We start from the raw sequence: 14,252 nt of genomic DNA on the forward strand, positions 1-14,252 counted from the left end.
TCACTAGGTCAGCCAAGGACCAAAATACAGCCACTCACATCAAAGGACCAGACTTATGGCCGATGTAAACCGGGGCAACCGCCCGCTGTCACCGCATCTGACAATCTACCGCCCGCAACTGACCTCCATGACGTCGATCCTGACGCGCATCACCGGCAATGCCATGCTGGTCGCGGCGCTGCTGATCGTCTGGTGGTTCCTGGCGGCGGCGACCAGCGAAGCGTATTTCGACGTGGTCAACGGTTTCGTGACCAGCTGGTTCGGCGATCTGATCATGTTCTTCAGCGTGCTGGGGCTTTGGTATCACACGCTGGCCGGCATCCGGCACCTGATCTGGGACAACGGCTATGCGCTGGATGTGCCCACGGCGGAAAAGCTGGGCTGGGCCTGCATCGGCGGTGCGGTGCTGCTGACGGTGCTGACCGTCATTATCGTGTAAGGAGAGACTGATGGCTTATCTGACAGACCGCAAACGCGCCACCGGCCTCGGCTCCGCCAAAACCGGGACCGCCCATTTCTGGGCGATGAAGGTCAGCTCCGTCGCGCTGCTGATCCTGATCCCGCTTTTTGTCTTTACCTTCGGGTGCGCGCTGGGCGGCACCTATGAAGAGATCCTGGCCTATTACAGCCGTCCGGGCCCCGCGATCATCGCGGCGCTGACGCTGGTTGTCGGCTTCAAGCACTTCAACGACGGGGTGCAGGTATTGATTGAGGATTACGTGCACGGGACGGCGCAGAAACTTGCGATCATCCTGATGACCTGCCTCAGCTACGGCGCGGCGGCGGTGGGCGTTTTCGCCATCGCGCGCCTGGCGCTCTGATCCATTCATTCCCGAGGGGAGACCGAACATGGCTGCATATGAGTATGAAACCCACGAGTATGACGTGGTTGTTGTTGGGGCGGGCGGTGCAGGCCTGCGCGCGACATTGGGGATGGCGGAGCAGGGGCTGCGCACGGCCTGTATCTCCAAGGTGTTCCCGACCCGGTCGCATACCGTGGCCGCACAGGGCGGCATTGCCGCGTCGCTGTCCAACATGGGCCCCGACAACTGGCAGTGGCACATGTACGACACGGTGAAGGGCTCCGACTGGCTGGGCGACACCGACGCGATGGAATACCTCGCCCGCGAGGCGCCCAAGGCGGTCTATGAGCTGGAACACTACGGCGTGCCGTTTTCGCGGACCGAAGAAGGCAAGATCTATCAGCGGCCCTTTGGCGGCCATACCACCGAATTCGGTGAAGGCCCGCCGGTGCAGCGCACCTGCGCCGCCGCCGACCGCACCGGCCATGCGATTCTGCACACGCTCTATGGTCAGAGCCTGAAACAGAACGCGCAGTTCTACATCGAATATTTCGCCATCGACCTGATCATGTCCGAAGATGGCGTGTGTCAGGGTGTGCTGTGCTGGAAGCTGGACGATGGCACCATGCACCTCTTTGCGGCCAAGATGACGGTGCTGGCGACCGGCGGCTATGGCCGCGCCTATTTCAGCGCCACCTCGGCGCATACCTGCACCGGCGACGGTGGCGGCATGACCGCGCGGGCCGGCCTGCCGCTGCAGGACATGGAATTCGTGCAGTTCCACCCAACTGGCATCTATGGTGCCGGCTGCCTGATCACCGAAGGTGCGCGGGGCGAGGGCGGATACCTCACCAACTCCGAAGGCGAGCGGTTCATGGAGCGTTATGCGCCCACCTACAAGGACCTTGCCAGCCGTGATGTGGTCAGCCGCTGCATGACCATGGAGATCCGCGAAGGCCGGGGTGTGGGCGAGAACAAGGACCACATCCACCTGCACCTGAACCACCTGCCGCCCGAAACGCTGGACCTGCGCCTGCCGGGGATCAGCGAATCCGCGCGTATCTTTGCCGGGGTGGACCTGACGAAAGAGCCGATCCCGGTGCTGCCGACGGTGCACTACAACATGGGCGGTATCCCCACGAACTATTGGGGTGAGGTGCTGGCCCCGACCAAGGACAAGCCCGACAATGTCTCGCCCGGCCTGATGGCCGTGGGCGAAGCTGGCTGCGCGAGCGTGCACGGGGCCAACCGCCTCGGCTCGAACTCGTTGATCGACCTGGTGGTCTTTGGCCGCGCCGCCGCGATCCGCGCCAAGGAAGTGGTGGATGCCAATGCCCCGGTGCCGGTGCCCAACAAGCGCTCGGTCGAAGCGGCGTTCAGCCGGTTTGACGGGCTGCGCTATGCCAGTGGCCATGTGCCGACAGCAGAGCTGCGCCTTGAGATGCAAAAGACGATGCAGGCCGATGCCGCCGTCTTCCGCACCGACAAGACCCTGGCCGAGGGCGAGGAAAAGATGAAGAACGTGGCGGGCAAGCTGGATGATCTGCATGTCACCGACAAGTCGCTGGTGTGGAATTCAGACCTGATGGAAACGCTGGAGCTGACCAACCTGATGCCCAATGCGGTGGCCACGATCACCGCCGCTGCGGCGCGCAAGGAAAGCCGGGGCGCCCATGCCCATGAGGATTATCCCGACCGCGACGACGAGAACTGGCGCAAGCACAGCCTGATCTGGTTCAAGGGCAATGAGGCATCGCTGGGCTTCCGTGGCGTGCATCTGAAGCCGCTGACCAGCCATAACGAAGGCGGCATCGACCTGAAAAAGATCGCCCCCAAGGCGCGGGTGTATTGAGATGCGCCTTGCAGGCATCGCTGTTCTTGCCCTGGTCATAGCGGGCTGTACCGAAGTGACCGAGGCGGTGGACAGCACCGCGCGGGCGGGGGCAAAGGGGGTTGTCACCGAAACCCTTGCCACCCGTTTCCCGCAGGTCCCCAAGAAGCTGATCACGCCCTTCACCGATTGCATCATTGATTATGCCGATGCGCTGGAAGTGCGCGAATTCGCCCGTGCCGCCGTTGTCGGCGTGGACGATTCGACCGTGACCATCGTACGCAACATCCTGGCGCGGCCCGATACGCAGACCTGTCTCAAGGCGCGCACCCTCGAAGCCGGGTTGAGCTGACCCATGAACGCCCTGCCGCATCCCACCTTCGAGCCGGTCGCGGAATCGCTGACCCTTGAGGCGATGCGCGCGGCGTTTCGGGCGGCGGACCGGCCGCTGCGGCAAAAGCTGATGGCGGCACTGCCGCCTGCGGTGGTCGAATTCGCGGGCATCCGCATGTATGTGGACCCGCGCGACAATTACACCGACCGGATGATCTGGCTCTATGGCCAGCCGCCCGAGATGAAATCGCTGACCGCATTGACCGAAGTGGTCGAGGGCAAGAATGCCTTCATCCTGGATATCGGGGCCAATTGCGGGGCCTTTGCCGTGCCGCTGGCGGTGGCGGCGGGCAAGGGCAGCCGGGTGATCGCCTTTGAGCCGAACCCGGTGATGATCGGGCGTCTGGGCCATAACGTGCAGCTGAACGGGCTGGGCCATATGGTCCGGATCGAAGGTTGCGCGCTGGGCGCGGAACGCGGCGAGGCGATGCTGAACTTTCACGGAAACAACTTTGGCCAGGCCTCGCTGCTGCCGGTCAAGCGGCGGTCGCGCAGTGGCGGCAGGCTGGTGCCGGTGCGTCCCCTGCTGGATTTCGTGCAGGAGGCGGCGGGTCACGATGTCTCGGTGCTGAAGATAGACGTCGAGGGCGCGGAGCCTGCGGCCCTTGGCCCGCTGCTGGCGGCGGGCGGCTGGCTGCCGGATGTGATGCTGGTGGAAACCGATCACGCCGCGGATTGGGACAGCGACCTGCTGGGCATGATCGAAGGTCTGGGCTTCAGGGCCGCGATGCAGGCCGAACAGAACACATTGTTTGTCCGTTAGGGCAGGCGGAATTGAATGCCCCCTGGCGGGGTCTGATTGAAACCGGCGGCGACGCCAGAACAGGAGATGCTACATGGTTCAGCTGACGCTCCCCAAGAATTCCCGCATGACCAGCGGCAAGACATGGCCCAAGCCCGAAGGGGCCGGCAACCTCAAGGAATTCCACATCTACCGGTGGAGCCCGGATGACGACAAGAACCCGGCGCTGGACACCTATTTCGTGGACATGGACAGCTGCGGCCCGATGATCCTGGACGCGCTGATCAAGATCAAGAACGAGATCGATCCGACCCTGACCTTCCGCCGGTCCTGCCGCGAGGGGATCTGCGGCTCCTGCGCGATGAACATCGACGGGATCAACACGCTGGCCTGCACCTATGGCGTGGCCGAGGTGAAGGGCGTGGTCAAGATCTATCCGCTGCCGCATATGCCGGTGGTCAAGGACCTGATCCCGGACCTGACCCATTTCTACGCCCAGCATGCTTCGATCCAGCCCTGGCTGGAGACCGAGACACCGGCCCCCGCGAAGGAGTGGAAGCAATCCACCGACGACCGCGAGAAGCTGGACGGTCTGTATGAATGCATCATGTGCGCCTGCTGCTCGACCTCCTGCCCCAGCTACTGGTGGAACGGCGACCGCTATCTCGGGCCGGCCGCGCTGCTGCACGCCTACCGATGGATCATCGACAGCCGCGACGAGGCCACGGGCGAGCGTCTGGACGACCTTGAGGACCCCTTCAAGCTCTACCGCTGCCACACGATCATGAACTGCGCCAAGACCTGCCCCAAGGGGCTGAACCCGGCCAGGGCGATTGCGAACATCAAGAAACTGATGGTCGAACGGACCGTTTGATCCTGAACAATTGAAGATATGGGCGCGCGGCGGCTGTCATATCCCGCCGCGCGTCTTACGTCAGAACCATGCTTGCACCGATCTTCTTTGTCATCGCGGTCATTGCCGTCGCCATCTATGCCCACCGCCACGCCGGCACCCGGCAATGCCGCTGGCGCGAGGACCGCGCGGGGGCCAGGGGAGCGCTGATGAAATACAATTGCGTCACCTGCGGGGCCGAGGCCTTTCGCGCCAAGGGCAAGCCGGATCGCTGCCTGGCAAGGCTGAACCGGCCCGGTCTCTGAACACAGTTGCTTTCCGGTCCTGACCCGCGCAGGCTGCGGTCATGACCAAGATCGAATTCCTCTGCCCGCCCGACCTGCTGGGCCGCATCCCCGCGCCGCAGCCTGCGGCGAAATTCCTGCCCGAATGGTTTCGCGATCTGGACCGCGAAATGGATATGAAGGATGCCCATGGGCTGCCCGGGCTGACGGTGCGCGCCTGTCTGCCGGTGGCCGATGTGATGGCACAGGGCTGGATCATTCCGACCCCTTTCGACATCTGGACGGTGGTTGACCCGCAGACCCGCGCGATGGAGTTTCGCTGGGCTTCCGATCTGCCCTTTGCGCCGATTGATGCCCATCACCCCGGCCAGATCGGCGCGGAATATCCGCCCTTCGAGGGGGCGCAGCCGCTCAAGCTGATCAACCCGTGGCGGGTGGTCCTGCCGCCGGGCTGGTCGGCCAGTTTTCTGCATCCGGTCAATCACTTTGAACTGCCCTTTGCCGCGTTCAACGGGACAGTTGACTGCGATGCGCTGGATGTGCCCGTCAATGTCCCGTTTCTGTGGACCAGCACCCGGGGGGCGCTGCGGATGCCCGCAGGCACGCCGATGGTGCAGGTGATCCCCTTTGAACGTGCGGCCCAGATGCGGCAGGCCGAGGTGCGCGCGGAAACCGCCGAGGAACAGGCGCGCCGACAGGCCGCCAACAGCCGCAAGCACAGCGAGGAATCGGTCTATGCCCGCGAATGGCGGCGGCGTCATGAAAAGTCGCCTTCGGGGTGACGGTGGGCAGGATAGGCAAAGGGGGAGGCCATGACACAGACATCTTTCAAGGCAGATGTGATCATCGTGGGGGCGGGGCTGGCCGGGATGGTCGCCGCCCATGAGGCGGTGCTGCGGGGGCGCCGGGTGCTCCTGCTGGATCAGGAGGGGCCGCAGTCGCTGGGCGGGCAGGCCTTCTGGTCGCTGGGCGGGTTGTTCATGGTCGACACGCCGGAGCAGCGCCGTCTGGGAATCCGCGACAGCGCCGAGCTGGCGCTGAGCGACTGGATGGGATCGGCACAATTCGACCGGGAAGAAGATGCCAACCCCCGCGCCTGCGCCGAAAGCTTTGTTGATTGGGCGGCGGGGGGCATGCGCCAGTGGTGCCACGATCTGGGGATGCGCTGGTTTCCGGTGGTGGGCTGGGCCGAGCGGGGCGGCGCGCTGGCGGGGGGGCATGGCAATTCGGTGCCGCGTTTCCACATCACCTGGGGCACCGGCACCGGCGTGGTGAAACCCTTTGTCCGGCTGATGACGGAACATGCCGCCGCAGGGCAGCTGAAACTGGCGTTCCGGCACCGTGTGACCGGGTTGATCACCCGTGATGGCGGCGTGACCGGGGTGCAGGGCGATGTGCTGGAGGACAGCACCGCGGCGCGGGGGGAAAGCACCTCGCGCAGGGTCACGGGGCAGTTCGAATACGGGGCAGAGGCCATTGTGCTGACCACCGGCGGCATCGGCGGGAACCATGCGCTTGTGCGGGCCAACTGGCCGCGCGACAGATTGGGCGCGCCGCCTGCGCGGATGGTGTCCGGGGTGCCGGATTATGTGGATGGCAAGATGCAGGGGATCGCGGTGCAGGCCGGGGCAGGCACGATCAACACCGACCGCATGTGGCATTACTGCGAGGGGATCGAGAACTGGAACCCGATCTGGCCCAACCATGGCATTCGCATCCTGCCGGGGCCATCCTCGCTCTGGTTCGATGCGCGTGGCACCCGGATGGAAGCGCCTTGTCTGCCCGGTTTCGACACGCTGGGGACGTTGAAACGCATCCTGCAGGCGGGGGAGCACAGCTGGTTCATCCTGACGCAGAAGATCATCGAAAAGGAATTCGCCCTGTCCGGCTCGGAGCAGAATGCCGATCTGACCGAAGGCGGCTGGCGCGAGGTCCTGCAGGCGCGGCTGGGCAAGGGGGCAACCCCGGCGGTGGAGGCCTTCAAGGAGAAGGGCGCGGATTTCGTGGTCGCCGATGATCTGGAGAGGCTGGTGGCGGGGATGAACCGGCTGACGCCGCAACATCCGCTGGAGCTGGAGCAGATCCGCGCGCAGATCAGGGCGCGCGACCTGCAGCTGACCAACCCGTTTTCCAAGGATGCGCAGATCACCGCGATCCGGGGGGCGCGGGCCTATCGGGGCGACAGGCTGATCCGTACCGCGAAGCCCCATGCGATACTCGACCCCGCCAACGGGCCGCTGATCGCGGTGCGGCTGAACGTGCTGACCCGCAAGTCGCTGGGGGGATTGCACACCGATGTGCAGGGCCGCGTCCTGACGCCCTCAGGCGCGGTGCTGCCTGGCCTTTATGCGGCCGGAGAGGTCTGCGGCTTTGGCGGCGGCGGGTATCACGGATACAACGCGCTGGAAGGGACCTTTCTGGGCGGTTGCCTGCATTCCGGCCGGATGGCGGGGCAGAACGCCTGAGGTCAATACAGGCGCTGCGCCTGCCCGGTGGTCAGATCAATGCGCCACATCGCCTCCTGCGTGGGGCAGCAGCGCGGCTCGCCGGGGCCGGGCATGGTGGTCAGCAGCTGAAGCTGCCCGTTCTGGAACTGCGGCGCGCGGGGCTCGTGACCAAAGAGGTTGTAGACGGGTGTGGAGAGCTGCCAGCCCTGCGCCGTCTGCCGGAATACCCCGGCCCCAAGTGCGACGTTGCCCGCCGAACCCGGGATATGGACATAGGCAATGCCAAGGCTGACCCGGGCCTGTGCGGGATCGGGGCTGTCGGGCATCCAGTAAGACGCCTCCATGCTGCCGGTGGTCGACAGGTTGCCGAGCAGCAGCGCATCGAGGTTGCCCCAGCCTTCCTGCGCCAGGGCGCCCTTTGCCGCCAGCAGCAGCGCCAGCATCGCTCCGATGATCCGCATCCCGTCCTCCGTCCCTTGATCCCGGGCCATGATTGCGCCCGCCGCAGGATCAGGCAAGCCCTTTGCACCGGGGGCGGGCTGGGCTGTGATGCTGAGGCATCTTTACTCTGCCCGCGCGCGGGGGCAGCTTTGCCAGGACCAAACCGGAGATCCGCCATGTCCCTTGCCCCGCCTGACGCCGATGCCCGCCGCGAGGTGGCACCCGTGATCTGCTATCCGGTGGAGACCCTGCCGCCGCCGGACATGGCGCTTTATGATGCCGCGCGCGCCAGTCTTGCAAAGACGGCGGAAGTCATCGTGCCGCCGCGCGAGGCGGGTGTTTTCACGGTGCCTGCGGGCCATTTCTTTCGGATCACCAGCGTCGAGGGGCCGCAGGTGGGCGACCTGAACCTGTGGCATCTGAATGACCTTTCCGAGCGGTTCTATTCCGGCAAGACCCGCGCTCTGCATGGCACCCATCTGACGCGGGGCGATCGCATGTGGTCCGCCTTTCCCCATCTGCGGCCGCTGGCCACGATCACGGCGGATACGCTGGGCTGGTACGGCATCGACAGTTACGGCGGGTCGGTGCATGATGTGATCGGCACCCGCTGCGATCCCTATACCCACAATCTGCTGTCAGGCGGCCAGTATCACCATTGCTGCCATTCCAACCTGACCCGCGCCCTTGCCGCGCATCTGGGCATGGACCTCTCGGAGGCGGAGCGCCATGTTCACGACGTGCTGAATGTCTTCATGTGTACCGGTTTCACCCGCGACACCGGGCAATATTTCATGAAGGCAAGCCCGGTGCGGCCCGGCGATTTTCTGGAGTTCTTTGCAGAGGTGGACCTGCTGGGCGCGCTCAGCGCCTGCCCGGGGGGCGATTGTTCGACCCTGCATTCCTCGGATATTGCCAGTTGTCATCCGCTGCTGGTGGAGGTCTTTGCGCCGGAGCCTGCGGCCCTGACCGGATGGCAAAGCCCCGCGCGGAATGCTTATGCAGGCGGGCACGGCAGCTGAGCCGTTGTCAGTGGTCGCGCCCGGGGTGTTGCCTTCATCCGGTTCGTAAAGCGCTGCAACCTCTTGGAAACGCTTATCCGGGGCGCCCGGAAGCGGTTCCCGTTTTTGGCTTTATGCGCCCGGTGCTGATCCGCAAATGAAGACATGTCAAAAATGACATGTCAGTTTGCTGACAAACCCGGAAACGGCTGCCGCCGGAGGTAAATCGTTCTTCTGCGCTTTGCGTTCCGTTTTCGAACGAAGGGCCGCGCCCGAGCCTGGGAGGGCGCATTGAGACGCGCATTCGGAGCGCCTCCCTTACAAATATCAATGTTGTCAGTGTGATACGAGAAGTCACCAAAAGCGCCCTCCCGGGGGGAGGGTCGGGCGCGGCCCGGGCTGACACCCGGGCCAAGGCTTGTGGCTGGCGTCGTGGAAGAACGATTTCGTTGTTTCGGGGGGAGCGGGTGCAGGAACGTGCTTTTTCAGCAATCTGACATGTCAAAAATGACATGTCTTCATTTGCAAAGAACCGGGGGGCGGGCAGGTGGAAAACATCGGGGGCTGTGGCAGGTCGCGTAACTGGGAGGCTTCCCGGCGCATTTTCTTAATCCCGTCAACAGGCCGCGCCGGGCTATCCTGACCCGGCTGCCAGGCATTTCCGGCCCGGACCGGACATTGATCATACCGAACCAAAGCACTGCTGTGGTCGCCAAGGCAAGGCAGGGAGCCGCGTGGAAATCCGTCAACCGAAGGTCTGTTTCCAATCGTAGAGTTGTCCGAGAATATCACCAAGCGCGGATCCTTTGCGCGTCAGGGAGTATCCGACACGTTGACGCGCGTCACCTTTGGGGGTTCGCGCAACCATCCCGTTTTCCTCGAAGTCTTTCAACTGGGCCCGCAGCACCTTTCGGCTGACGCCTTCCATCTCCCGCTGAAGCTCAAGAAAGTGACGCTCTCCTGCGGTGAGGCAATGAAGGATTTTTGGCCCGTGCTTTCCGCCCAAAATGCGCAAAGTCTCTGCCACCGGACATTGCCCGGTCACCGGGTCAGCCCATGGGCGGGTCGTTGGAGTTGCGTCTTTCATCTCTGATCTCCGGTTACAAAAAGGTGCCCAATTTCGCGCCCCCTCGGTTCAGGGCAATGTCGCCTGACCTTAGCAACAGCGGACCGCGCTCATGACCAGGCCCCAGATCGAGACTATCCCAATTCTGCCTTTGGGGATGCTTAATTCCTTCCTCATAATACACGGAGAGGATGCCATTCTTGTGGACACGGGGCTACCCGGGTCCGAAGCAAAGATTTTCAAGAGGTTGAAGAAACTTGGCCTGAGTTGGCTCAATGTAAAATTGATCGTTCTGACGCACGCGCATATTGATCATGCCGGGTCTGCCATCGGGATAAAGGCTTTGACCGCCGCTCCGATCTGTGCCCATGCGCTTGAAGTTCCATATTGTTCTGGTCAGCCGCCCAGGCTTGCGGCAACGGGTCCGTTCGGTAGGGCATTCCAAAAGACCGGAGCAATTGAAAGACCGTTTTCCTATTTCAAACCGGATGAGATCATGACGGCAGGGGAGATGAGCCTTGAGGATCGCGGGTTTCCACTGAAAATCATTCACACTCCCGGGCACACGCCGGGATCGGTTTCGGTGCTGTTGGAAGATGGCCGTGTCATTGCGGGAGATTTGGCAGCTTCCGGCGTGTTGCTCGGTGGTATTTTGATGCGCAGCAAACCCAAGCGCCCGCCTTTTGAAGAAGACCAATTGGCGGTGGCAGCCTCATTGGAGCACTTGTTGCAGCGCGGGTGCAAGACGTTCTACCTTGGCCATGGAGGACCTTTGAGCGCGGATCGGATAAAGGAACACATGTCAGCTCTGAGACGCGTTCAAGTGTGATCCATGCGTCGCCACGTGCCAAGACCTCCTTCGCTGCCACCACGTAGCACGGTCAATATGGGCTCTTTCCGGACTTCCGCAGCGACATCCATGAACCTGCGCCATGCGCCGGTCCGGAGACGCAAATGAAGACATGTCAAAAATGACATGTCTTCATTTGCAAAGTACCGGGGGGGCGGGCAGGTAAAGTTCCGGGGGGCTGGCATGTCGCGGCAAACCTGAACCGCCCATGCCCTGCCGTTCGGCACCGGTCCCCATTGCACCTAACCGCCGTCAAACGCCGCCTTCAGCGCAATCTCGACCATGTCGCCGAAACTGCGCTCGCGCTCCGCGGCGGGCAGGGCCTCTCCGGTTTGCAGATGGTCCGAGACCGTCAGCACCGCCAGCGCACGGCGGCCGTGACGTGCGGCGAGGGTGTAAAGCTCTGCCGCCTCCATCTCGACCCCCAGGATGCCATGGCGCACCATCTGTTCGTCCAGATCGGGACGTTCGGCATAGAAGACATCCGATGAATAGATGCCGCCGACATGGGTCGTGACCGCCTTGGCCTCCGCCGCGGCCACGGCGGCGCGCAGCAGCGACCAGTCGGCACAGGGGGCAAAATTCACCTCCCGGAAGATGCCGGAGGAGGGCGATGTGATTGTGGTGGCCGTCATCGCGATGATGACATCGCGGATGCCCACATGGGGCTGCATCCCGCCGCAGGATCCGATGCGGATCAGGGTCTGCGCATTGTAATCGCGGATCAGCTCGTTGGCATAGATCGACAGCGAGGGCATGCCCATGCCGGAGCCCTGAATGGTGACGGTATGGCCCTGCCAGGTGCCGGTGAACCCCAGCATCCCGCGCACTTCATTGACCAGCCGCGCGTCTTTCAGAAACGTCTCGGCGGCCCATTTCGCGCGATAGGGATCGCCCGGCATCAGGACAGTTTCGGCAATATCTCCGGGCTTTGCGCCGATATGAATGGTCAAGGCGTTCTCCTGTGTTGTCTGGGGACAAGCATGCAGAACCCGCAGGGCGGGGGCAAGTTGCAATGGCGGTTTGCAGTCTGATCCGGTTTCCGGGAATTGGCGGTTCCTGCGCCAATTCCCGCTGTGCTTTGACTACAGCAGCCGCCAGGACCAGGGGGGCTGACCTCAGATTTTCATTTTCGCAGGGTCGGTGCCTTTTTCAACTTCAGCGCGATACCAATTCGGCTGACGGCCTTTTCCTGTCCAGGTTTGCGACCGGTCCGCAGGGTTTGCGAATTTCGGCCTGGAGGCTGCTTTCGGCTTTGCCGCCTTCTTTGCCTTGCGCGCGGGTTTCTCGTCATCGGTCAATTCGCTCAGCGAGAAGCCGAATTCCGCAGCCGCCTTTTCTGCCGCCTTGCGTGCTTCACGACGGTCGCGGGCCTGCGCATTGGCCAGCGCCTTTTTTACGTCAGAAAGGATCTTCTCCAATTCCTTCGCGCTTTTTGATTTAAAATCCAATTCCATTGGTTCTTCCTTTTAGTCTGTCTAGACCTCAAGGCTGTAATACAAATGGCAGAGGATTCCAGTTCAAATTTGTGTCAGAGCTATTGCGCTGCAACCGCTGCGGGATCCACCAGGGTCACGATATCGGCCATGATGGTATTCAATTCGAAATCCTTTGGGGTATAGACCCGCGCAACGCCCATCGCCTTGAGCCGTTTTGCGTCTTCCTCGGGAATGATGCCGCCCACGATCAGGGGTATTTCGCCCAGGCCCGCTTGACGCATCTGCCCCAGCAGGTCCTCGACCAGCGGAATATGAGAACCCGACAGGATCGACAGGCCAATGACATGCGCCTTGTCGTTGCGCGCGGCTTCGACGATTTCGGCGGGAGTCAGCCGAATGCCTTCATAGGCGATGTCCATGCCGCAGTCGCGGGCCCGCACGGCGATCTGTTCGGCGCCGTTGGAATGGCCGTCCAGCCCCGGTTTGCCCACCAGGAATTTCAACCGGCGGCCCAGCCGGTCGCTGACGGAATCCACCGCGGCGCGCAGGTCGTCCAGCCCTTCGGTCTTGTTCGACTGGCCTTTTGCAACGCCGGTGGGGCCGCGGTATTCGCCATGGACGGCGCGCATCTGTGCGGCCCATTCGCCGGTGGTCACCCCGGCCTTGGCGGCTGCGACCGACGCGGGCATGACGTTGCGCCCTTCTGCTGCGGCGGCGCGCAGGTCCGCCAGTGCCGCCTTGACCGCACCCTCGTTGCGCGCTGCGCGCCAGGCGTTCAACCGCTCGATCTGTTCGGCCTCGGTTGCCGGGTCCACTACCATGATGCCGCCGTCGCTGGTCATCAGCGGCGAGGGCTCACCCTTTTGCCATTTGTTCACCCCGACCACGATGGTTTCACCGGCCTCGATCCGGGAAAGACGTTCGGAATTGGATTCGACCAGCCGGCCTTTCATATAGTCGATGGCAGAAATTGCCCCGCCCATGCCGTCGAGATTGGCCAGTTCGGCGCGCGCGCCCTGTTTCAGCAATTCCACCTTGGCATCGACTGCCGGGTTGCCGTCAAAAAGATCGTCGAATTCCAGCAGGTCGGTTTCATAGGCCAGGATCTGCTGCATCCGCATCGACCATTGCTGATCCCAGGGGCGCGGCAGGCCCAAAGCCTCGTTCCAGGCGGGCAATTGCACGGCACGCGCACGGGCCTTTTTCGACAGGGTCACTGCCAGCATTTCGATCAGAATGCGGTAGACGTTGTTTTCCGGCTGCTGTTCGGTGAGCCCCAGGGAATTGACCTGCACGCCATAGCGGAAACGGCGGTGTTTCGGATCTTCGACACCATAGCGTTCGGCGCAGATTTCATCCCAGAGATCGACAAAGGCGCGCATCTTGCACATTTCGGTGACAAAACGGATGCCCGCATTCACAAAGAATGAAATGCGGCCCACGAGTTTCGGGAAATCCTCTTCGGCCACGCGGGGCCGCAATTGGTCGAGCACGGCGGTGGCGGTGGCCAGGGCAAATGCCAGTTCCTGTTCCGGCGTCGCGCCGGCCTCTTGCAGGTGATAGGAACAGACATTCATCGGGTTCCATTTCGGCACATGGGTATAGCAGTATTCGGCCACATCCGCGATCATCTTGAGCGAAGGGGCAGGGGGGCAGATATAGGTGCCCCGGCTGAGGTATTCCTTGATCAGGTCGTTCTGCACCGTGCCCTGCAATTGCGAAACATCCGCCCCCTGTTCCTCGGCCACGGCGATATATAGCGCCAGCAGCCAGGGGGCGGTCGCATTGATGGTCATCGAGGTGTTCATCTGTTCCAGCGGGATCTGGTCAAAGAGCGCGCGCATGTCGCCCAGGTGGCTGACCGGCACGCCGACCTTGCCGACCTCGCCCCGGCTCAGCACATGGTCGCTGTCATAGCCGGTCTGCGTGGGCAGATCGAAAGCCACGGAAAGTCCGGTCTGTCCCCGCTCAAGATTGGAGCGGTAAAGCGCGTTGGAGGCGGCGGCGGTGGAGTGGCCGGCATAGGTCCGGATCAGCCAGGGGCGGTCTTTCTGGGTCTCGGTCATCGGTCCATCCTTGAATCGGTTCGGCAATATTGTTGC

16 protein-coding genes are annotated in these 14,252 nt (G+C 62.9%); 11 read left to right on the top strand and 5 right to left on the bottom strand.

Going from position 1 to position 14,252, the window contains the following annotated elements; translation table 11 throughout:
• Positions 1-55 precede the first annotated feature (55 nt).
• From sdhC to PVW51_RS19885, 9 genes are all read left to right on the top strand, one after another.
• Positions 56-439 (top strand): succinate dehydrogenase, cytochrome b556 subunit, encoded by a 384-nt coding sequence (gene sdhC / locus PVW51_RS19845; RefSeq protein WP_274577025.1) that lies wholly within the window; start codon positions 56-58, stop codon positions 437-439.
• Between the two features lie 10 nt (positions 440-449).
• A complete protein-coding gene (gene sdhD / locus PVW51_RS19850) occupies positions 450-821 on the top strand; it encodes a succinate dehydrogenase, hydrophobic membrane anchor protein (RefSeq protein ID WP_269362208.1) in 372 nt (123 codons plus the stop codon).
• Positions 822-849: 28 nt separating this feature from the next.
• Positions 850-2,655, top strand: a complete 1,806-nt coding sequence (sdhA, locus tag PVW51_RS19855; protein ID WP_269362206.1) for a succinate dehydrogenase flavoprotein subunit — start codon at positions 850-852, stop codon at positions 2,653-2,655.
• 1 nt (position 2,656) lies between these two features.
• Entirely contained in the window at positions 2,657-2,986 is a 330-nt protein-coding gene (locus tag PVW51_RS19860) for a hypothetical protein (protein ID WP_274577027.1), read from the top strand.
• Positions 2,987-2,989: 3 nt separating this feature from the next.
• Positions 2,990-3,790 (top strand): FkbM family methyltransferase, encoded by an 801-nt coding sequence (locus PVW51_RS19865; RefSeq protein ID WP_274577028.1) that lies wholly within the window; start codon positions 2,990-2,992, stop codon positions 3,788-3,790.
• A 73-nt stretch (positions 3,791-3,863) separates the two neighbouring features.
• On the top strand, positions 3,864-4,643 hold the full coding sequence (locus tag PVW51_RS19870; protein ID WP_274577029.1) for a succinate dehydrogenase iron-sulfur subunit: 780 nt from the start codon (positions 3,864-3,866) through the stop codon (positions 4,641-4,643).
• A gap of 68 nt (positions 4,644-4,711) precedes the next feature.
• Entirely contained in the window at positions 4,712-4,927 is a 216-nt protein-coding gene (locus PVW51_RS19875; protein WP_274577030.1) for a hypothetical protein, read from the top strand.
• A 41-nt stretch (positions 4,928-4,968) separates the two neighbouring features.
• Complete coding sequence (locus PVW51_RS19880) at positions 4,969-5,688, top strand: hypothetical protein (protein WP_274577031.1); 720 nt, start codon at positions 4,969-4,971, stop codon at positions 5,686-5,688.
• 30 nt (positions 5,689-5,718) lie between these two features.
• Positions 5,719-7,371, top strand: a complete 1,653-nt coding sequence (locus PVW51_RS19885) for an FAD-binding dehydrogenase (RefSeq protein ID WP_274577033.1) — start codon at positions 5,719-5,721, stop codon at positions 7,369-7,371.
• Positions 7,372-7,373: 2 nt separating this feature from the next.
• Here the strand turns inward: PVW51_RS19885 and PVW51_RS19890 are convergent, their stop codons facing one another.
• Positions 7,374-7,844, bottom strand: a complete 471-nt coding sequence (locus tag PVW51_RS19890; RefSeq protein WP_274577034.1) for a hypothetical protein — start codon at positions 7,842-7,844, stop codon at positions 7,374-7,376.
• A gap of 126 nt (positions 7,845-7,970) precedes the next feature.
• On the opposite strand from PVW51_RS19890, the gene PVW51_RS19895 reads away from it, so the two are divergent.
• Positions 7,971-8,816 carry an urea carboxylase-associated family protein gene (locus tag PVW51_RS19895; protein ID WP_274577036.1) on the top strand — a complete coding sequence of 282 codons (846 nt, stop codon included), beginning with the start codon at positions 7,971-7,973 and terminating at the stop codon, positions 8,814-8,816.
• A gap of 724 nt (positions 8,817-9,540) precedes the next feature.
• Here PVW51_RS19895 and PVW51_RS19900 read toward each other — a convergent pair.
• Entirely contained in the window at positions 9,541-9,882 is a 342-nt protein-coding gene (locus tag PVW51_RS19900) for a winged helix-turn-helix transcriptional regulator (protein ID WP_269362192.1), read from the bottom strand.
• Between the two features lie 91 nt (positions 9,883-9,973).
• Here PVW51_RS19900 and PVW51_RS19905 point away from each other — a divergent pair, with 91 nt between their 5' ends.
• Positions 9,974-10,690 (top strand): MBL fold metallo-hydrolase, encoded by a 717-nt coding sequence (locus tag PVW51_RS19905; protein WP_274577037.1) that lies wholly within the window; start codon positions 9,974-9,976, stop codon positions 10,688-10,690.
• A gap of 263 nt (positions 10,691-10,953) precedes the next feature.
• Here PVW51_RS19905 and deoD read toward each other — a convergent pair whose 3' ends face one another.
• From deoD to PVW51_RS19920, 3 genes are all read right to left on the bottom strand, one after another.
• Entirely contained in the window at positions 10,954-11,664 is a 711-nt protein-coding gene (deoD, locus tag PVW51_RS19910) for a purine-nucleoside phosphorylase (RefSeq protein WP_274577038.1), read from the bottom strand.
• Positions 11,665-11,829: 165 nt separating this feature from the next.
• Entirely contained in the window at positions 11,830-12,168 is a 339-nt protein-coding gene (locus PVW51_RS19915) for an H-NS histone family protein (protein WP_274577039.1), read from the bottom strand.
• 80 nt (positions 12,169-12,248) lie between these two features.
• Complete coding sequence (locus PVW51_RS19920) at positions 12,249-14,243, bottom strand: protein meaA (RefSeq protein ID WP_274577040.1); 1,995 nt, start codon at positions 14,241-14,243, stop codon at positions 12,249-12,251.
• Positions 14,244-14,252: the final 9 nt, after the last annotated feature.

It is taken from the genome of Sulfitobacter sp. PR48 (assembly GCF_028807335.1).
GTDB lineage: Bacteria > Pseudomonadota > Alphaproteobacteria > Rhodobacterales > Rhodobacteraceae > Sulfitobacter.

Excerpts from the sequence above, each read along its gene's own strand:
- sdhC (WP_274577025.1), top strand. The coding sequence starts at position 56 with ATGGCCGATGTAAACCGGGGCAACCGCCCGCTGTCACCGCATCTGACA.
- sdhD (WP_269362208.1), top strand. The coding sequence starts at position 450 with ATGGCTTATCTGACAGACCGCAAACGCGCCACCGGCCTCGGCTCCGCC.
- sdhA (WP_269362206.1), top strand. The coding sequence starts at position 850 with ATGGCTGCATATGAGTATGAAACCCACGAGTATGACGTGGTTGTTGTT.
- PVW51_RS19860 (WP_274577027.1), top strand. The coding sequence starts at position 2,657 with ATGCGCCTTGCAGGCATCGCTGTTCTTGCCCTGGTCATAGCGGGCTGT.
- PVW51_RS19865 (WP_274577028.1), top strand. The coding sequence starts at position 2,990 with ATGAACGCCCTGCCGCATCCCACCTTCGAGCCGGTCGCGGAATCGCTG.
- PVW51_RS19870 (WP_274577029.1), top strand. The coding sequence starts at position 3,864 with ATGGTTCAGCTGACGCTCCCCAAGAATTCCCGCATGACCAGCGGCAAG.
- PVW51_RS19875 (WP_274577030.1), top strand. The coding sequence starts at position 4,712 with ATGCTTGCACCGATCTTCTTTGTCATCGCGGTCATTGCCGTCGCCATC.
- PVW51_RS19880 (WP_274577031.1), top strand. The coding sequence starts at position 4,969 with ATGACCAAGATCGAATTCCTCTGCCCGCCCGACCTGCTGGGCCGCATC.
- PVW51_RS19885 (WP_274577033.1), top strand. The coding sequence starts at position 5,719 with ATGACACAGACATCTTTCAAGGCAGATGTGATCATCGTGGGGGCGGGG.
- PVW51_RS19890 (WP_274577034.1), bottom strand. The coding sequence starts at position 7,844 with ATGGCCCGGGATCAAGGGACGGAGGACGGGATGCGGATCATCGGAGCG.
- PVW51_RS19895 (WP_274577036.1), top strand. The coding sequence starts at position 7,971 with ATGTCCCTTGCCCCGCCTGACGCCGATGCCCGCCGCGAGGTGGCACCC.
- PVW51_RS19900 (WP_269362192.1), bottom strand. The coding sequence starts at position 9,882 with ATGAAAGACGCAACTCCAACGACCCGCCCATGGGCTGACCCGGTGACC.
- PVW51_RS19905 (WP_274577037.1), top strand. The coding sequence starts at position 9,974 with ATGACCAGGCCCCAGATCGAGACTATCCCAATTCTGCCTTTGGGGATG.
- PVW51_RS19915 (WP_274577039.1), bottom strand. The coding sequence starts at position 12,168 with ATGGAATTGGATTTTAAATCAAAAAGCGCGAAGGAATTGGAGAAGATC.